The 18944-nt window shown below is 61.8% G+C and carries 18 protein-coding genes; 14 read left to right on the top strand and 4 right to left on the bottom strand.

Going from position 1 to position 18944, the window contains the following annotated elements:
- Positions 1–138: 138 nt before the first annotated feature.
- The gene (locus tag ABD833_RS08205) at positions 139–432 is read right to left on the bottom strand and encodes a GNAT family N-acetyltransferase (protein ID WP_345072236.1); all 294 of its coding nucleotides are present in this window, start codon (positions 430–432) and stop codon (positions 139–141) included.
- A gap of 194 nt (positions 433–626) precedes the next feature.
- Here ABD833_RS08205 and ABD833_RS08200 point away from each other — a divergent pair, with 194 nt between their 5' ends.
- The 3 genes from ABD833_RS08200 to ABD833_RS08190 all read left to right on the top strand — a co-directional run bounded on the left by ABD833_RS08200 (position 627) and on the right by ABD833_RS08190 (position 2247).
- On the top strand, positions 627–1082 hold the full coding sequence (locus ABD833_RS08200; RefSeq protein ID WP_345072235.1) for a hypothetical protein: 456 nt from the start codon (positions 627–629) through the stop codon (positions 1080–1082).
- Positions 1083–1117: 35 nt separating this feature from the next.
- Positions 1118–1387: a hypothetical protein gene (locus ABD833_RS08195; RefSeq protein WP_345072234.1), complete on the top strand. Its 270-nt coding sequence runs from the start codon at positions 1118–1120 to the stop codon at positions 1385–1387.
- Between the two features lie 161 nt (positions 1388–1548).
- Positions 1549–2247: a hypothetical protein gene (locus tag ABD833_RS08190; RefSeq protein WP_345072232.1), complete on the top strand. Its 699-nt coding sequence runs from the start codon at positions 1549–1551 to the stop codon at positions 2245–2247.
- Positions 2248–2365: 118 nt separating this feature from the next.
- On the opposite strand, the gene ABD833_RS08185 is transcribed toward ABD833_RS08190, so the two are convergent.
- Positions 2366–4495 (bottom strand): TonB-dependent receptor family protein, encoded by a 2130-nt coding sequence (locus tag ABD833_RS08185; RefSeq protein WP_345072231.1) that lies wholly within the window; start codon positions 4493–4495, stop codon positions 2366–2368.
- A 194-nt stretch (positions 4496–4689) separates the two neighbouring features.
- On the opposite strand from ABD833_RS08185, the gene ABD833_RS08180 reads away from it, so the two are divergent.
- From ABD833_RS08180 to ABD833_RS08170, 3 genes are all read left to right on the top strand, one after another.
- Positions 4690–5469 carry a DUF2490 domain-containing protein gene (locus ABD833_RS08180; RefSeq protein WP_345072230.1) on the top strand — a complete coding sequence of 260 codons (780 nt, stop codon included), beginning with the start codon at positions 4690–4692 and terminating at the stop codon, positions 5467–5469.
- Between the two features lie 139 nt (positions 5470–5608).
- Positions 5609–6862, top strand: a complete 1254-nt coding sequence (locus ABD833_RS08175) for a PQQ-dependent sugar dehydrogenase (protein ID WP_345072229.1) — start codon at positions 5609–5611, stop codon at positions 6860–6862.
- A gap of 129 nt (positions 6863–6991) precedes the next feature.
- A complete protein-coding gene (locus tag ABD833_RS08170) occupies positions 6992–7546 on the top strand; it encodes a hypothetical protein (protein WP_345072228.1) in 555 nt (184 codons plus the stop codon).
- 215 nt (positions 7547–7761) lie between these two features.
- Here the strand turns inward: ABD833_RS08170 and ABD833_RS08165 are convergent, their stop codons facing one another.
- The gene (locus ABD833_RS08165) at positions 7762–8220 is read right to left on the bottom strand and encodes an energy transducer TonB (protein ID WP_345072227.1); all 459 of its coding nucleotides are present in this window, start codon (positions 8218–8220) and stop codon (positions 7762–7764) included.
- 183 nt (positions 8221–8403) lie between these two features.
- Here ABD833_RS08165 and ABD833_RS08160 point away from each other — a divergent pair, with 183 nt between their 5' ends.
- From ABD833_RS08160 to ABD833_RS08135, 6 genes are all read left to right on the top strand, one after another.
- A complete protein-coding gene (locus tag ABD833_RS08160; RefSeq protein WP_345072226.1) occupies positions 8404–8718 on the top strand; it encodes a sll1863 family stress response protein in 315 nt (104 codons plus the stop codon).
- Positions 8719–8724: 6 nt separating this feature from the next.
- On the top strand, positions 8725–9045 hold the full coding sequence (locus tag ABD833_RS08155; RefSeq protein WP_345072225.1) for an outer membrane protein assembly factor BamE: 321 nt from the start codon (positions 8725–8727) through the stop codon (positions 9043–9045).
- A gap of 319 nt (positions 9046–9364) precedes the next feature.
- Positions 9365–10324: an alpha/beta fold hydrolase gene (locus tag ABD833_RS08150; protein WP_345072224.1), complete on the top strand. Its 960-nt coding sequence runs from the start codon at positions 9365–9367 to the stop codon at positions 10322–10324.
- A gap of 73 nt (positions 10325–10397) precedes the next feature.
- Entirely contained in the window at positions 10398–11480 is a 1083-nt protein-coding gene (locus tag ABD833_RS08145; RefSeq protein ID WP_345072223.1) for a sensor histidine kinase, read from the top strand.
- A gap of 242 nt (positions 11481–11722) precedes the next feature.
- Entirely contained in the window at positions 11723–12463 is a 741-nt protein-coding gene (locus tag ABD833_RS08140) for a LytR/AlgR family response regulator transcription factor (RefSeq protein WP_345072222.1), read from the top strand.
- Positions 12464–12599: 136 nt separating this feature from the next.
- Positions 12600–12854: a hypothetical protein gene (locus ABD833_RS08135; protein ID WP_345072221.1), complete on the top strand. Its 255-nt coding sequence runs from the start codon at positions 12600–12602 to the stop codon at positions 12852–12854.
- A 264-nt stretch (positions 12855–13118) separates the two neighbouring features.
- Here ABD833_RS08135 and ABD833_RS08130 read toward each other — a convergent pair whose 3' ends face one another.
- Positions 13119–13277, bottom strand: a complete 159-nt coding sequence (locus ABD833_RS08130; RefSeq protein WP_345072220.1) for a hypothetical protein — start codon at positions 13275–13277, stop codon at positions 13119–13121.
- A 140-nt stretch (positions 13278–13417) separates the two neighbouring features.
- Here ABD833_RS08130 and ABD833_RS08125 point away from each other — a divergent pair, with 140 nt between their 5' ends.
- Complete coding sequence (locus ABD833_RS08125; RefSeq protein WP_345072219.1) at positions 13418–16237, top strand: S8 family peptidase; 2820 nt, start codon at positions 13418–13420, stop codon at positions 16235–16237.
- 116 nt (positions 16238–16353) lie between these two features.
- Positions 16354–18894: a T9SS type A sorting domain-containing protein gene (locus ABD833_RS08120; RefSeq protein ID WP_345072218.1), complete on the top strand. Its 2541-nt coding sequence runs from the start codon at positions 16354–16356 to the stop codon at positions 18892–18894.
- Positions 18895–18944: the final 50 nt, after the last annotated feature.

Here is an 18944-nt window from a genome sequence, read left to right as displayed (position 1 = left end):
ACCGCCTTTTTCGTTAAGTGTCCACACGCTCTAGGGTCCGTCCCTATTTCGACAAGCAAAAGCCCCGGTTCCAGGTTTGGAGTCGGGGCTTTTGGGTGACCTTAAATTTGGGTGATCTTAAACCAGTTATGCTCTTTTTCAGGTCTGATTCCTGTTTTCCAGTAAATCCTGATATTCATGGTGCTGCTCCACAAAGCCGCGCATAAACGAGCAGGAAGTGCGCACCCGCAGATTGTGCTCGCGGGCAAAGGCTAACCCGGTTCTGGCCAGCAGCTCGCCTACGCCTTTGCCCCGCAACTGCTCATCCACGAAGGTATGGGTGAAGTCGATAACGTCATCGGCAGGACGGCTGTAGGTTAGCTCGGACTCGTAGCCCTGCTGGGAGGCGTAGAACGTCTGTTCGTCCTGGTTATGGGTGATGGTCGGATTCATACGCGGCGAAAAAGAAGTGGGCCCGGCTGATAACAGCAGCCGACGGCTTGTTAACTCTGGTCCCGGCCGGCGGGTTGCGGAGCGGGGGCAAAAATGGATTTCAGCCCGCCTACGCAGCCAATTTCACCCGGGCTGCGTACACGAAGGCGCTACGGCTTTTTTTACTACTCCTCACTCCTACCCTTCCCACGACTATGGCGCATAATCCTAACGACGGCAGCAACGACAACCCGGACGAGTTCAGCGAGTTCCGCAAGAAATCTACCGACGGCGACGCTAAAGCTGAAAACCTGCGCGAAGGAGAAAAGCGGGCGGCCGACGTAACGGCCCCGGCGCCTTCCGGTACTCCCGCTTACGGTGACTTCGGCCACTCGCCCGATAACCCTGTTACTGACCGTGCTGCCGGTACCAACCCCGGTGGCGTGGCCGCCCCCAGCACCGCGGCTCCCGAGCAGCGCGGGGGGGCGCCGCAAAACGTAGACACCCCTGCAATCCAGGCCACGCTCAATGCCTCGGAGGAAGATAGCCGGGAGGCTTTCAAGGCCGATGACCCGCGCTACGGTGGTGGCACCCGCAACTGGGAAACCGCCGAGCCGGCCAACCGCACCCAACGCTCGGCCGAGGACCCCAACGAGAATACGCTGAGCTAAACCGCAGCGCGGCAGCCTTTAACCTAACTTACCTGATGGACAACCAGAAAAAAGATTCTTCGGCTGCTACTCCCCAATCGGATGGTGCCAAAATGAGCCCTGAGCAGCAAAAGCACCACGACGAGCTGTACAGCTACAAGCGCGATGAGGAAGGGACGCTGGATACTTCCGCTCAGCTGGAGAACGAAACCTCCGGCATCCCCGACGATACCAGCACCAGCGGAGCCAACCCTGGCACCACCGGTGACCCCATCGATGATATTATCATTGAGTCGAACAACTCCATCGACGACAACAACCGCTAACTCACTTTAGCTGCTTCCCTTGGAAAGCTGTTCAAACGTAGGTTTGAACAGCTTTTTTTGTGCCTCACCTGAATCAAAACTATAAAATCTTGGCCATTTATATAATCATTTAAATAAAATATTTACCTTTAACAATATACACTCACCTTCACCATACCCTTATGAAAAATTTCCTCTTGTCTGCCGCTGCGCTACTGCTGGCGGCTACCAGTTGTCAGAAGCAGGAGACGGCGGCCGTACCGCTCCAGGCCATCGGCATTGCCGACAATTCCTGCCCCTGCGTGGCCTGCGACCAGCTTCGTACCCAAACCCAGGGTGGCTGGGGCACGGTAGCCAAAGGCGGCAACCCGGGCACCTACCGCGATGCCCGTTTTGCGAGTGTCTTTCCGGCCGGGCTGGTCGTTGGCATCGTGGGCGAGCCTAACACGAAGTACATCCGGTTTACGACCTCGCAAGGCATTCAGAAATTCCTGCCCCAGGGTAGCACGCCGGCGCCACTCCCATTCAGTGGCGAAGACGCTCAGATCTGGGATAAGAAAATATCGGTGCTGGTAGGCCAGCAGGTCGCCCTCAAGCTGAACATCTACTTCGATCTGGCTGATCCAAACTTTGCGCCTTCCGCTATCAACCTGGCCTTTACCAGGGTCAACGGCGGCCTCTTCGATGGCGAACGGGTAATCGACATGATGACCCGCGCCGACCGGGCCCTGGGCGGCGACCCCAATCTGAGCTTCACCAATATCTACGGCGCCACCAAACCCTTTACGTTCTCCCAGCTCAACGATGCCCTTTCCAGCATCAACGAGAACTTTGTCGACGGCACGACCAGCAAGGGTGCCGTGCTGTGCCCCACCATTTAGGTTTGGCCAAGCAGTTAGCAGTAGTTTACCGAGTGGGCAGCGACCAGGCGTCGTCTGCCCACTTTCTTTAGCCGGCCGGCAGAACCGCCGGTACCTGGCCTCTCCGGTACCGGCACCGCTACCACCGCCACCCCACCAGCACCCCGCCGTAGTAGTTACGGCCCGGGGCCGGCTGGAAGAACCGGCTGCCAAAGGCGTTCAGGTCGTTGCCCAGGCTGTAGCGACGGTCGGTAGCATTGTCGAGGCCGGCAAACAAGTCCGCTTCGAGATGGCGGAACAGGGTCCGCCGCCAGCCGGCGCGGGTGCCGAAAGTCCAGTAGCCCGCGGCATATTCGGAGTTGGCATCATTGAGCGGCAGGCGCGCCTGGTGGTTCACGGTCGGACTAAGGTAGAAACCGCGGCGCTCAGAAATGTCGAAGCCGGCCGTAAGGGTGTGCGGCGCGGTGCCGGTCAGGCGGTTGCCGCTGAAATTGTTACCACCCGACTCGTAGCTCCCGAAACGATAGTGGTTGTAGGTGTAGCTGACAAAAGCCCGCAGGCCCCCGGCTGGAACACCCGGGGACGAGGCCGCCGAGCTCACAGCCTCAGCTGAACGGGCAACCGGCTGCCAGAGCCACCCGCTTACGGCTGCTTCCAAACCACGCTGCCGGGTGTTGCCGGCATTGGAGAAAATACTGGTTCCCGCCGCCGTAGTCCGCGTGACAATGGTCTGGCGCAGGCGGAAGTCGTACGCGGCCACGTCGAACGTCAGCCGGTTCTGCAACAGCTGCCCGCGGGTACCCACCTCGTAGCTGGTACCCCGCTCGGCCCGTAGATCCTGGTTCAGGCTGCCGTCGGAGGGGCGGATTTCTTCTTCCGTGGGCGGCGAGAAGCCGCTACTTACGCTGGCATAGACCGAAATCAACGGGGTCACTTCCTTGAGCAGCGCTACCCGGGGTGACATCACCGGCCGGAAGTCGCGCCGGAACTCGTACCCCGTGGGATTGGTAGCCGCTGCTGATACGCGGGTGATGCGATACGCCAGGCGGTTGTAGCTCGCGCCCACCGTAGCCAGCAGCCCCGCCGGCAGCTCCAGCTCAGCCTGTCCGAAACCAAAGCCGGTAGCGGTTCTGATTTCGTCGTCGTAGCGCAGGGTGCCGGGCGTGCCGGCGCGGTTCCGGTAGTTGCGGGAGCTTTCGAAGCTACTCTGCCACTCACCGCCGGCGCTCAGGCGCAGGCCGCGGCCGGCCACTGCGGTGCGGTAGGCAAACGCCGTCCGGCCACCCCAGCTCACGCCCGTATTACGCTCATAGTCGATCAGGAAAGGCGTGCGAATAGTCGTACCGGACGTGTAGAGGGTGGTTTTGTTGGAAAAGCGCGGCGTAAACCGGTACTCGTGCGCTACGCCCAACAGGGCTGTACGCGAGGCATACGCCGCCTTTTGGGCCACGGTGCCGGGCGCGGTAGCAGTAGCCGGTCGGGCCTGGCGGGGGTTCTGCTCAAACTGCACCCGGGTGAGGCCGCCGGGCAGCTGGTAGTTCAGATCGGCGTAGAGCACGTGGGCGGCCACGGTCCGCTTCTCCGACGGCCGAAACTCCCCATCAAGGGTCAGCACGTCACGCCGCAAGCGGCTGTTTTCCCGGTAGCCGTCCGCCTGCTGGTGCGCGTACTGAGCCCGCACGGTGCTGGTGGCCGTGCCGCTTTCGACGGCCGCGGAGTAGCGGCGCAGCCCGAAGCTGCCCGCCGTAAAACCAACCTGGGCCCGGGCTTCTCCCAGGGCGGGCTGCCGGTTGCTGAGCAGCACCGCGCCGCCCGTACCAGCCCCGTACACACTGGCCGCCGGCCCCTTTATCACTTCAATCCGCCCGATGCCGGCCACATCCAGCAGGTTGAGGGAGGTGCTGCCGCTGGCATCGGTGAAGGGAATACCGTTGTAGTATACCTTCACGTTGCGCACCCCGAAGGGCGAGCGGAGCGTGCTGCCCCGCACGCTGAGGCGGTAGCTGGCCGTGGCCCGCTCTTCCAGGCGCACGCCGGGCAGGGTATTCACGGCAGCGGTCAGCGAGGTCTGGTTAAAGCGGTCCAGCGTCCGGGCATCGACCACGCCCACGCTGGCGGCGGTGCGGCGCAGGGGCAGATTCTGGCCGTAACCCACCACGGTAGCTTCGGGCAGGGCTACGGCGCGGGTGGTGTCGGGAGTGGTGGTTTGGGCCGGCACTACGTGCGGCAGCAAGCTCAGGGCGGGGAGCAGTAAAAGTCGAAGGCGCATACGTCGGGTTCAGGACACTACTGGTCCGAACGGGAAAGCGGGCGGCGGGTTGGGCGCCGCAATGTCCGGAGCGGCGAAACCGGCCCGTAAAAACAGCCTACCACCCGCTTTTCCACTACTCCCCGCTCATCGAATCAGACCCACAACTTTCCGGTTCACCCTAACCCGCCGCCGTCAACCATCGTCTTACGGATATGGCAGCACCCCGCCTCCTGACCTTTGCGCTTCTTTTCTGCGGCTCGCTTGCTGCTTTCGGCCAGGCTCAGCGCGTCCGCGACGAGAACCACATTGGCTGGTACGTGTACGAGGGCGACCATGCCCTGGGCCGGCGCTGGACGATCCACACCGAATACCAGTGGCGGCGCGTCGACTTCATCCGGGACTGGCAACAGTCGCTGGCCCGGCTGGGCGCGGGCTACCAGGTGCTCCCCCGGGTGAAGCTGGGCGGCGGCTATACGCGGCTGGTCACGCACGTCTATGGCGACTACCCCACGGCCGGTACGGGCGTGCCGTTTCCCGAGCACCGGGCCTACGAAGATGTCCAGCTCAGCGACACCATCGGCCGCGTGACGCTGGACCACCGGGTGCGGCTGGAGCAGCGCTGGATCGGGCAGCTATCCGAAACCGGTGGCCGCGCCGTGCAGGACTGGGAGTATCAGAACCGTATCCGCTACCAGCTGGCGGCCGTCCTGCCGCTCCGGGGTCCCCGCGTGGAGGCCGGTGAATGGTACCTGACGGGGTTCGAAGAAGTGTTTCTCAGCTTCGGGCGCCACGTGGGGGCCAACGTATTCAACCAGAACCGCGTGGCGGGCGGCCTGGGCTACCAGGTGCGGGACAACTTTCGCCTGGAAGCGTATTATCTCAACCAGATAACCCAGCACGCCGACCCGGACCCGGTTTCCGGACTGCCGGTATTTGAATTCAACCACGGCTTCCGTCTCGGTCTGAGCTACGATCTGACGCTGGCGAAGTAACCTCAGGCTCCCGCCTGGTGATGCGTGGAATAGAAATCCGACCGTCACTGCCCGAGGCCGTTCTGATTTCGGCGCCAAACGCAACCCGGACAATCTTTCGCTGGTAACTCTTCGAGCGAAAACCTTTTAATCCTTCCCTATGGCAACCTCCGTGGCAACCCGCTTTTCCCCCTTCCTTACCGCGGCCGCTCTGCTGGGTACTTTCAGTGCTACGGCCCAGAACGACTATGAGAAAACCGTAAAGGATGGCTACGCAGTACATGTGTTCAAGCCCGGCCAGGTGGCCGCAACGGAGGCTTACATCGGCCAGCTGAAAGCTCCGGCGGGATTTACCGTGACCAAGTTCGCCGAGCAGGTCGGCAATCCGCGCATGCTGGCCGTGGCCCCCAACGGCGACGTGTACGTGTCGGACCGCACCACGGGAGCCGTGCTGTTGCTGCGCGACACCAACAAGGACGGCAAGGCTGATCTGACGAAGGAAGTAGCCAAACGACCGGACCTGCACGGACTGGCCCTGCGCGACGGCAAGCTGTATATCAGTGCCATCCGGGAGCTGTACGCGGCCGACATCAAGGCCGATGGGACCCTGGGCGAGCTGAAAACGCTGTACCAGGACCTGCCCGACGCCGGCCAGCACCCCAACCGCACCATCAACTTTGGCCCCGATGGCAAGCTCTACCTGTCGGTGGGCAGCACCTGCAACGCCTGCGACGAGCGGAACAAGGAAAACGCCACGCTGCTGCAAATCAACACCGATGGCTCGGGACGCCGGGTGGTGGCCAGGGGTCTGCGCAATACCATCGGCTTCGGCTGGCACCCTGCCACCAAGGCGCTGTGGGGCTTCGACCACGGTATTGACTGGCTGGGCGACGAAGACCAGCGCGAGGAGCTGAACGAAATCAAGGAAGGAGCCGACTACGGCTGGCCCTACGTGTACGCCGACGGCAAAATTCCGCCCCACCCCCAGCCGGCCGACATGACCCCGCAGCAATACGCCGCCAAAACCACCAGGCCCGTACAGCTTTACGCCGCCCACGCCGCGCCCCTGGGAATGGTATTCAACAGCGGTACGCAGTTTCCGGCCGAATACCGCAACGATGCCTTCGTGACCATGCACGGCTCCTGGAACCGGGCCGAGCCTGCGGGCTACCGCATTGTGCGGGTGCGCTTCGATGCTCAGGGCCGCGCCACCGGCATCGAGGATTTCGTGACGGGCTGGCTGGTGAACGGCAATAAGGAGCAATTCGGCCGCGTGTGCGGCATTGCCCAGCACGCCGATGGCTCCCTGCTGGTTTCCGACGACTCCAACGGGGTGATTTACCGCGTGGCTTACCCGGCGGGAACCAAGGCCCGGCAGCCGGAAAAAGGGAAGGTAAAGCCCAGGAAAGGTTAGTCCTCCGCAACGACAGTGGCACCACGACCGAAAAGCAGGGGCTGCGATGGAAGCCCCCCGCGGGGTGGGGTAGCCGCCGGGAGCTGAAGCGGGAAGTTGGTTGTTGATTTCCGCCGCTTACTTTCGCTCATGCCCACCCTTTCGCCCGACCTTCGTAAAGCCCTGCTCAACCTACCCCAGAAAGAAAAAGACCAGCTCCTGGCCCGTCTCGTAAGTCAGGATGCCGTGCTGACCGGGCAGCTGGCCTACCGTTTGCTCGAAGGCCCCGACGCCCTGGAAGACCGGCGTCAGCACCTGCGCACGCAGATCGACGACCCCGTGCGGGGCTTCCACCAGACGCCGAATGATCTGCTCGTCGTTGTGCGCCAGCTGCAGGCCCGGATTGGCTACCACGCCAAAATCACGGCGGATGCCTTTGGGGAAGTGGAGCTGACCCTACGCCTGCTGAACCGGGTGTTTGAGCACCAGCCCGCAGTGGTGAGCCGCCTGCACGGGCCTACCCAACCCCTGCTCCAGCACCTGGCGAAACGGACCCGCGAGGCCCTGCGGCAGCTGGGCAAGCTGCCCGCCGACTACCATGTGGAGCTGACCGACGCGGTAAACCAGCTCCTGACCAGCCTCTACCAATCGGCGGCGGCCCCTCTGGCGCGGGAGCTGGGCATCCCAAAATCAATTAACAATTAACAGTGAACAATTAACAGTGGACCGTTTCGGCTACTGTTATAGCGGTTTCGCAAACGCTGTGGCTGCCGGTCCGGCGGCTATCAGACGTCGGGCCGGTCGTCGTTGGCGCGAGACGTTCAGCACCCGCTCCCGGCGAGCAGTCCAGAGCAGCGGGCATTAGCTGTATTGTTCACGAAACTGCTATAATTGTTCACTGTTAATTGTTAATTGATTTTCTACTCCAGGGTCCGGAAGACGATGGGCATGGTGTAGGCCACCCGCACCGGCTGGCCCTGAATTTTGCCCGGGTTCCACCAGGGCATAATGCGAACCAGGCGCAGGGCTTCTTCATCCAGCCCAAACCCGAGGCCTTTAACCACCTTCGGATCGAGGATATGACCCTGCTCATCGACCACGAAGCTGATGTGGACTTTGCCCGACGTGCCGCGGTTCAGGGCAGCGGTGGGGTAGTTGATCTTGGAGCGCAGAAACTTGGCGAAGGCCGCGTCGCCGCCAGGAAAGCTGGGCATCTCGTCGGCCATATGGTAAACCACGGGGGCCGCGGGAAGCGCGGTAGCCGTTCCGCCTGACGCGCTGGAGCCGCTGTCGGCCAGGGCCACAACGGTTGTGTTTTGTGCCGTTGCCACTCCGGCAATCAACATCAGGGACGAGAGCAGCAAGATGGCACGACACATGGCAAAAGATGATAGTGGTCAGACAATCAAAGATATGGTCTGCCAGGAGCCCAGGTGTGAAGGCTGGATTATGCTTGTGTGACCCCTGGGTTGGTAACATTAGCAGTATCCTTTCCAGCCTAAAATCAGTACCTTAAAGCCACCCCTCCCAGGATTTGCTGGCTTTAATCAGTTTACTGTCCCATGACCCATATACCAACTCCCGAAAACGTGCGCGTACCGCTTCACCTCACTGAGGAAAATTTGCGCCAGGCCCTGGACGAGCTGGATGGCAAGATCAAGACGCTGCACAACCGCACCCACGCCACTACCGCCACGTCCCGGAATACTTACCACGAGCACATTGCCTCGCTGGAGGCCAGGCGGGCCAAACTGGCCAACCTATTAGGCCCCCGCGCGGCCCCCGGCACCACCGTTGCGCAGCGGGAATCCAGTGCCTGGGACGAAATCCGGCGCGGTATCGACAATCTGCGCGAGGACCTGCGCAACATCATTTAAGCGCTTATGCTACGTAAAACCTCTGGTGCCCGGCTTCTGCTGGCGGCGGCGCTACTGCTGCCCGCCTGCACCGCCCAGGAAAGCTTCCAGAACGCGGAGAACTGTGCTAAGGTAGAAGTCGGCATGAGCCAGGAGCAGGTGCGCCGCATCATGGGGGCTCCCACCGGCGCCGATACTGCCGCCGACAGCCGCAAAACCTGGTCGTACCTGTTCGGCAGCGCTACCGACACTCAGCCCATCCGCATTCAGTTCGGGGAAAATGGCACGGTGGCCGCGGTAACCTGCGCCCCCCAGGCCTCGGGCCGGGAGCGGCCGACGGGAAATTAGGCCGGCCGGAGGAAGCGGACTCCGCTGCCGGCCAGCGCCGATGAAAAGCTGGCCACCTGCCATTACCTGATAAGCCGTTGTTCAACGCTTAAAGCCCTTTACTGCGCAACGGTGAAGGGCTTTGCTGCTCAGGGAAGTCCGCGGTTCTGCTGAACGGGAAATTCCTTCGCCGGCTCCGGTCAGCAGTACCGGGCGTACCACTCAGCCGCCTTTTCGGCCCGTCACCGGAGCTATTTACCGTTCGCCCAAAATCCCTTTCATTCGGCCGGGGTCAGCATTAGGTTTGGTCCATCATTCACCCCCAACCTTGTCCTGGCTTATGAAACGCTCTGCTTCCCTCCGCCCCATCTGCGCCGCTTTGCTGCTGGCCCTGACTCCGCTGGCCGCTTCGGCCTCCTGGGCTGGTGCCGCGCCTGTGCTGGCCGATAACGCCACTGCCCACCCCAACTTCACGGTGAAAGTAACCGGCAAGGGCCAGCCCATGCTGCTGATTCCGGGCCTGACCTGCCCCGGCGCGGTATGGGACGAAACGGTGGCGCACTACCAGAAACAGTATCAGTGCCACGTGGTGTCGCTGGCGGGCTTTGGCGGCGAGCCGGCCGCGGCTTCTACCCAGGCGCTGCTGCAAAATATGCGCGACCAGCTGCTGGCCTACCTCAAAACCCAGAAGATGAACAAGCCCATTGTTGTCGGGCACAGCCTGGGCGGCTTCATGGGGTTGTGGATGAGCGTAACCCAGCCCGAGGCCGTCGGCCCGCTGGTTATTGTCGATTCGCTGCCCTTTATGTCGGCCGTCCAGAACCCGGCCATGACGGCCGACATGGCCCGGCCGATGGCCGAAGGGATGCGCCGGCAAATGCAGAGCGGGAAAATGCCCGCCGCCGGCCAGCGTCAGATGGTGTCCGGCCTCATTACCGACACGGCCCGCATCAGCCAGGCCACCCGCTGGGGCCAGGCTTCCGACCCGGGCACCGTGGCCCAGGCCATGTACGATATGCTGACGACCGACCTGCGCCCCGAGCTGGGCCGGATTCAGCAGCCCGCGCTGGTGCTCGGGGCCTGGGCCGCCTACCAGCCCATGGGGGCCACCAAGGAAAGCACGAAAGCCATTTTCACCCAGCAGTACGCCAAGCTGCCTCAGCACCGGATCGAAATGTCGGAGGCCGGCAAGCACTTTCTGATGTGGGACGACACGCAGTGGTTTTTCGCCCAGGCCGATGCCTTCCTAAAGCAGCATAGCCCTGCGGCTGCGTCGAAAAGCGGAAAAAGCCGGTCGTAAAACAGTCCGGCCAGGCTACTCTGTCCCAGTAGCCTGGTTTGACGTCCCGGGTAAAAAGCCGTATTCTGCGCTCATGTCTGCTTCCTCTTCGCGCACTCGCCTCTACTGGACCCTACAGTTCACCGGCTGGACGCTGTTCGGCGTGTTCGGAGCGGTGTTGTTTGCCCTGTTCTCACCCCGCGCGGGCATGCGGGCCATGCGGGAAATCGTCATCCTGGAAACCTGCATTGCCAGCACGCTGCTGGTCGCCAGCCACCTGCTGCGCCAGTACATGAAGCGCCACGCCTGGGTGGCGCTGCCCATTGGCCGGCTCCTGCCGCGGGTGCTGCTGGCCGCTCTGCTGGTGGCGGTGCTGGCGCAGGCCGTTATCTGGGTGTTGCTGGTGCACGTCATCCGGCTGTACCCCGCATCGGGTTCTTCCTACAGCTGGCAGCAGTTCAGCGGCTACGCCATGAACACCAATTTTATGCTCTGGATGTGGGCGGCCCTGTATTTTGGGCTGCACTACCTCGACAACTACAAGCAGGTTGAGATTGATAAGTGGAAGCTCAGCGCCGCCGTGCGCGAGGCCGAGATGCGCACCCTGAAGGCCCAGATCAATCCCCACTTCATGTTCAACGGCCTCAACAACATCCGCGCCCTGGTAGCCGAAGACCCCGCCCGGGCCCGCGCCATGATTACCCACCTGTCGGATCTGCTGCGCTATTCCATTCAGCTCAACAGCGCCGAGCAGGTGCCGCTGGCCCGGGAGCTGGAAATCGTGACCCACTACCTGGAGCTGGAAGCCGTGCAGCTGGAAGAGCGCCTCACCTACACTTTCGACGTGGAGCCGGCCGCGCTGGACGTGCTCATTCCGCCCATGACGCTGCAGCTGCTGGTCGAAAACGGCATCAAGCACGGCATTGCGCCCCGGCCCGCCGGCGGCCACATCACCCTGGTGGCCCGTCTCGATCCGGCAACCGAAGCTCTCTGCGTCATGGTTACCAACACCGGTCACTACCAGCCGACCCCGGGCTACGAGGGCGTGGGCCTGCGCAACGCTCAGGAGCGGCTGCACCTGCTGTTTGGCCCCAAAGCCGGCCTCCAGGTCCGCAATTCCGCCACCACCCCGGACACCGTAGTGGCCGAGCTGCACCTGCCCTTTGGGGAATTTTGAATTATGAATTATGAATTCCTTAAAAGCACCGCTGCGTTTTCGTCTCTTCCAATTCAGAATTCATAATTCCCCAAATGTGCAGCTGTGTTTTCGTCTCTTCCAATTCAGAATTCAGAATTCTCCAAAAGCACCGCTGCGTTTTCGCCTATTCCAATTCAGAATTCATAATTCCCTAAAAGTGCCGCTGCGTTTTCGCCTCTTCCCATTCTGAATTCATAATTCAGAATTCATAATTCCCCCAAATGACTGCATTGGTTATCGACGACTCGCGGCTGGCCCGCACGGAGCTGCGCCGCTTGCTTGAGGCTTTTCCCGACGTAGACGTAGTGGGCGAAGCGCGCCACGCCGACGAGGCCCGCACCCGGATTCAGGCGTTGACCCCCGACGTGCTGTTTCTGGATATTCACATGCCCGGCCAGAACGGCTTTGAGCTGCTGGCCTCGCTGGAGGCCGCGCCGCACGTCATCTTCACCACTGCCTACGACGAATATGCCCTGCGCGCCTTTGAAGCTAACGCCCTCGACTACCTGGTGAAGCCCGTGATGGAAGCCCGCCTGGCCACGGCCCTGGAAAAAGCCCGCGCACGGCTGGCGCCATCCGCCGCCACCCCGGCCGCTACCGCCGAGCCGGAGCCCGCCGCCCAGCCGCTCACGGCTCAGGATCAGGTGTTCGTGAAAGACGGGGAGCAGTGCTGGTTTGTGCGCCTGGCCGACGTGAAGCTATTCGAAATCAATGGCAGCTACACCCAGATCTACTTCGAAAATCACCGCCCGCTGATTCCGCGCACCCTCCAGCATCTGGAAGCCCGCCTTGATGCGAAAGTATTTTTCCGCGCCAACCGCCAGCAGATCATCAATCTGAAGTGGGTGGAAACCATTGAGCCCTGGTTCAGCAACAGCCTCAAAATAAAGCTGCGCGGAGGCCCCGAAGTGGAAGTCTCGCGCAAGCAGTCGGTATTGTTTCGGGAACTGCTGAGCCTATGAACCCCGGCGGCACGATTTGTGTTGCCAAAACATATCCGCCGGCGGTCAGGCGGCATCCTTTTCAGGTTCGTTTCTGTACAACGACTTAGCTGCCGGGTGCCAACCGGACGGCATTTCCTATTTGGCTTTCCATCCCATGAAAATTCGCTTTCCCTTAGCTGCTCTCGGCCTGCTGCTTGTCAGCGTATCGTGCAGTCACGACACCGTGACGCAGAGCCCGAAGAAATACAACGCCGTTTCTACCCAGTCGGCCCGTCGGCCCAACGACAAATCGAAGTTCAAAAAGAACCGCAGCGCTGGTCTGGGTATTGACCTGAACGCCCGCAACCCCTATAAAAGCGGTACCACCAACGCGCCAAAAAGCTATAAGTACAACAACAACCCGCGTTAGGTCCTTCCTGCCTTTTTTCACCGCACTGCCCCGACTTGTCCGCAAGCCGGGGCAGTGCGGTGAAAAGGAAAATCCGGCCTTCCCGCGCCCTTTCCTGCGCTGGTTCCCGAAACCCAACCCAGGTAAAGCGCTTAATTACAAATCCCGGATTGGTGAATCCGGCATTGCCGGCCGGGTTGCCTCCCGTGACGTGAAAGTCGGAGAAGCCCGCGTGCTGGTGCACGTAGATGTTGCCGGTCAGATTGAAGCTCACCCGGATGCCCGCTAGGGCGCATCGAAAGCAGCCCGGCCCAGCTGGTCGGCATCGGCCCCGTAAATTTCGGGTGCAGAGTTTTCGGAAAAGGCGACGTAAAAGGTTCGGTTATGCAGGGCCTTGATGGCGGTAGCGAGGGCGGCCTGGTGGCGCCGGATGATTTCGAGCATAAACGATTGAAAACTAGGACGGGGAACTTCAAATGGCTTTTCCGCGCTTTGATCGAAAAGTGCGGACCCAATGCGAAAAGTAAGCTTATCCGGGGCTAGATTTACGTACCTGCCCCCCAACCCGCCAAACCCCTCCCGCGATGAGTATACTGCTACGTTTCCTGCTCGTTTGCTGCTTGCTGTCGGGGCCAATGCCGGGCATTGCGCAATCAGATCCGTTGGTACCGGCTACGCTGCCGGGCACGCTGGTTTTCAAGCTTAAGCCGGAGTTCCGGGCCCGGGCCACGGCCAACCGCATTGCCGTGCCCGCGTTGACTACGGCGCTGCAACAGCTTGGCGCGACGCAGCTGCGCCAGAAGTTTCCCCGCACCGTGCCGGGTGGCCCCGAAGTGCCGGGTTCGGTCGAGCTGCGGCTGATCTACCAGATTGAGCTGGGCCCGCAAGCATCGTTAGCCAAAGCCTGCCAGCTGCTAGTGCAGACGGGGGCCGTGGAGTACGCCGAGCCGATGAACTACCGCGCCCCACTGTACCAGCCCAACGACCCGCTGGCCGATTCGACCAGGGCCGACGGCCAGTACTACCTCAGGAACATCCGCGCTTACCGTGCCTGGGACCTGACCAAGGGCGACACGAGCATCGTTATCGGCATCACCGACACCGGCACGCGCTACAGCCACGAGGACCTGCGCAACCAGCTCAAGAAGAACTATGCCGACCCCGTCGACGGTATCGACAACGACCAGGACGGCTACGTAGACAACTTCCGCGGCTGGGATATGGCCGACAACGACAACGACGCCTCTATTAATATGGCCGTATTTCAGCCCGTGCACGGTATTCTGGTGACCGGGGCGGCCGTAGCGGAGCCCGACAATGGCAAGGGCCTGGCGGGCGTAGGGTTCAAGTGCAAATACCTGCCCCTGAAAATCTACCCCAATACCGCCACCGGCCGTTTTGCCGGGTTCGAAGCCATCGTGTACGCCGCCGACCACGGCTGTCAGGTGATAAATGTATCGTGGGGTGGCCCCGGCAACCGCTCGCAGTTTGAGCAGGATGTGATTACCTACGCCGTCGTGAACCGCAACGCCGTGGTGGTGGCCGCCGCCGGCAACACCAACGCCGAGCTCGACTTCTACCCCGCCAGCTACGACCACGTGGTTTCGGTGGCCGCGCTGAACCGCAATGATGTAAAATCGGGCCCGGCAACCTACAGCACCCGCGTTTCGGTTTCGGCCCCGGGCGAGAATATCCTGACTATTCTCGGCAACAACGACAGCGACTATTACCCGGTGAACGGCTCCTCCTTTGCCGCGCCGCTGGTGGCCGGGGCCGCCGCGCTGGTCCGGACGCAGTTTCCCAACTTTACCGCCGACCAGGTGGCGGCCCAGCTGCGCCAGACCGCCGACGACATCTACAGCCTGCCCGGCAATGCCAATCTGCGCGGCAAGCTGGGCACGGGCCGCCTGAACGTGAACCGGGCCGTGCGTCTCACCGACCGGCGCGAGGCCCGGGTAGTGCAGACCACCTTCAGCCCGAACCGGCGCATCTATCTGCCCGGCGACATGGTGCGGCTGACTGCGGAAGTGGAAAACCTGCTCCAGCCCATCACCAACCTGACGCTGACGGTCACTTCACTTTCGCCTCACGTTACGGTTTTGGATGGCACCTTCAGCATTGGCTCCCTGGCTACGCTGGCCCGGGTCAGCAACCTGGCTACCCCTTTCCGGGTGGCAGTAGCCCTGGCCGTACCCATCAACACCCGGGCGGTCCTGCGCTACCGTTGCACGGCCGACAACGGCTACCAGACCGACCAGCTCCTGACCCTGACGCTGAACCCCGATTACGTGGTACTCGATGCCAACGACCTGCACCTCACCCTCGCTAGTCGCGGCAACCTGGGCTATGATGGCCTGGGCTCCGATCTGGGGGAAAGCGTGACTTACAAGGGCAGCCCGGGGTTGCTGTATGAGGGCGGGCTGATGGTGGCCACCTCCCCGGCCCGGGTTTCGGACCGGATTCGGAATGAGAAGAACGTAGCGGACCGCAATTTCTATGCGCTGAGCCAGGCGGCGCTGCTCCGCCAGCCCCTGCGGGCTACCCAGGAAGCGGCCGGGCTATTCCAGGATTCTTTGCCCGGGCTGACCAAAAACCGCACCGTGGGCATCCGCGTGCGCCAGCGCGCCTACGCCTGGAAAGAAGCTCCGCACCGCGACTACGTCATCGTGGAATACCAGCTCCGCAATATGACCGCCGATACGCTCAAGCCCCTGTACGCGGGCCTGTTTATGGACTGGGATATTGCCCCCGATGCTAACCGCAACGCCGCTGAGTGGGATTCGACCCGCGCGTTGGGCTACGCGTATACGCCGGCCGCGCCCACCGTGTACGCGGGTGTAAAGCTGCTGGCCGGGGGTACGCCGGCCTGCTATTCCATCAATAACAATGCCCCCGCCAGCACCGCCGTGTCCCTGGGCAATGGCTTCAGCGCCGCCGAAAAATTTCTCACGCTCAGCAATAAAGCCCGCCAGCATACGGCGGGAATTCCCGGGAGCACCGACGTCTCCCAGGTGGTAGGCGCCGCCTGCGCCCGCCTGGCTCCCGGCGACTCGGTGGTAGTAGCTTTTGCGGTGCTGGGTGGCGCTACGCTACCGGCTCTGCAGGCCGCCGCCGATGCCGCCCAAAGTCGCTATGCCACTGTACTGCCCACCCGCAAAGCCTCCGGCACGACTGTCTGGCAGGTCTACCCTAATCCGACGACGGGGCAGGTGCGGGTGGAAGTACCGCGGGAGTTTGGCGGACGGGAAATCCGGGTCGTGAATACGCTGGGGCAGGTTTTGACCACCCAAAAGCTAGTTGGCTCTGCTACTTTAAATCTGAGCGCCTACCCGGCGGGCCTTTATCTGCTCCAGGTACAGGGCGCATCAGGGGTGCTGACCAAGTCGGTGGTGGTACAGCGGTAGCCGCGCAGTCCGGCACTGCTCAACAGTTTCTAGAGCGGTTGATTACGAATTCAGACTTTATTATATATTTACAACAGACCAATTTTTCTTCTTTTTTCACTGTTTTATTTACCAACATGACAAAATTCTTTACTCGCCGCTTGCTGTTAGGTGGCCTCCTTTGGCTCGGTAGTCTGGTGGCCGCGCCGGCCCAAACCCTGGACCCCGGCTTCCGGGCCACCATACTAAAGGCTGCGCCGGCTCCCTCTATTCAAAGTGCTCCGCGGCTGACCGTGGTCCAGCCCGATGGTAAGGTGCTGGTTGCCGGGAGCTTCGACTTCATGAATGGCACGCTCTCCGGCAAGATTCAGCGGCTGAACGCGGATGGCTCCACCGATGCCAGCTTCAATGTCGGCGGCGTGGGGGCCAACGGCTTTGTAGCGGCGCTGCTATTGCAGCCCGACGGCAAAATCCTGATCGGCGGCGGCTTCACTACTTACAACAACACGCCCCGGCTCACCGTGGCTCGCCTCAATGCGGATGGCACGCTGGATGCCAGCTTTATCCCGACGGGTATCACGGCCCGGCGCCAGCTTAGCTCCATGGCCTTGCAGGCAGATGGCAAAATCCTGGTGGCCGGTGGTATTAACCTGGAAACCCGCATCGCAGACGGCGGTATCTTCCGCCTCAACGCCAATGGAACGCTTGACGCTTCCTTCAATCCGGGCACGGGGGCCGACTCTCCCAATGCTTTTGTGCGCACCATTGTCATCCAACCTGATGGCAAAATCCTGGCCGGTGGACAGTTCAGCACTTTCAACGGGCAAGCAGTGGGCAATTTAGTGCGGCTTAATGCCAATGGCAGTACCGATGCCAGCTTCGTCACGGGCGCGGGCACCAATGGCCAGATACGGACTTTTGCCGTGCAGGCCGATGGCAAAGTGCTGGTGGGTGGGACTTTCACCACTTTCAACGGCCAGACAGTGGGCAACATAGTTCGCTTGCTCTCAAATGGCCCCCTGGATGCCTCCTTCACTGCGGGTGCCGGTTTCAACTTTCAGGTCTTTAGCCTACTGATTCAGACCAACGGCGGGACGCAGCTCAACGGCAGCATCCTGGCTAGTGGCAGCTTCACCCAATACAATGGGCAGCCCCGCAACCATGTGGCCCGACTATTTGACAATGGCACTCTGGATGCCTCTTTCAACAACGGCCCTGGCGCGAGCACCGGCTCGGTAAACACCGTGACCCAGGTGGGCAGCGGCCAGTTTCTGCTCGCGGGCGGCTTTGTCCAATACGATGGGCTGGCCAAGAGCGGGCTGGCCCGCACCACCGCGTCGGGGGCCAATGATGCGTCTTTCACGGCGCTGGCACAGCCCCGGGGCACCCTTACGGCCGCTGTGCCCCTGGCAAACGGCAAACTTCTGATCAGCGGAGATTTCACGGAATTCAACGGTACGGTCCTGCCGGCCGGACCAGTACGCCGGCTGAACGCTGATGGCACGCTGGACCAAACGTATACCAATATTTATAATGTCTTTCTCGGTGCGCAGCCCGATGGCAGCTTCTACTCCCTTGGCAACGCTGGCACCCAGATCCAGATCGTGCGCCTGTTGCCTTCCGGAGCCTTCGATAATTCTTTCACGGCCCCGGCATTCGGCTCTACAACCGGTCCGTTCCCTCGAAATGTTGTAGTGCAGCCTGACGGGCGAGTGCTGGCCTTTGGCAGCTTCACTACCTTCGGCGGCGCGGCCCGCAACGGCATTGTCCGCCTCAATGCCAATGGCACGCTCGACAACTCCTTTGTCCCGCCCGCCAGCACCCAAACCCGCAATGTAATTAGCGCCACCGTTCAGGTCAGCGGCAAGATTGTCGTTGCTTACCAGGAAACCGGCACCGGGGCTGCCGTTGGCACCCGGCTGATCCGCCTTAATGCCGATGGCACCCTGGACAACACCTTTGCCGTGGGCACGGGTGCCAGCGCCAACTCCTTCTTCTCAGTCCTGGCCCAGCCCGATGGTAAGCTGCTGCTCAGTGGTGACTTCGTCAGCTTCAATGGTCAGGCTACCCCCTACGGCATCATCCGGCTGAACAGTGATGGAACCACCGATACTTCTTTCAGCGGCCTGACCAGCAGCTATACCCTGCTGCTGGTGCAGCCCGATGGTCGCATTCTGGTTACCAGTGGCTCTCTTGCTACCACCGCCATTGCCCGCCTGAACCAGAACGGTAGCCTCGACAATACGTTTTCGCCCGTAGCGGTTCCCACCTCTTTCTTTATTGGCGAAGACCTGTTCGGAGGCGTAGCGCTGCAGCCTGCTGATGGCAAAATCATCGTATTTGGCAGTTTTCGCGCCGTGGCCGGGCAGCCTCGTATCGGCCTGGCCCGCCTCATCAATCCCGGCGTGACGGCCACGCGCGGGGCCACGGCGCTGCTGCCGCTGCACGCTTACCCCAATCCGGCCCGTACGCAGCTCACCGTCGAGGTGCCGGCCTTCGCGGGCCAGTTGCAGGCCACCCTGCTTAATATGCAGGGACAATCGGTACGCCACTGGGCGCTGCCGGCCAACCTCTCTACCCCCACGCTGGACGTGCGCAACCTGGCTGCGGGCCTGTATATTCTGCAGATTCCAACCGCCCGCGGCACTTATCAGCAGAAGATAGTGCTGGCTGAATAACCCGGCCCGCCCGCTAAAAGAGCCGGCTGGCTGCCTTTCCCGGGGTAGCC

It is taken from the genome of Hymenobacter fastidiosus, from assembly GCF_039539565.1.
Classification (GTDB): Bacteria; Bacteroidota; Bacteroidia; order Cytophagales; family Hymenobacteraceae; genus Hymenobacter; species Hymenobacter fastidiosus.
Note: the sequence above shows the minus strand (reverse complement) of the source record. Positions and strands in the feature narration are given on the sequence as shown.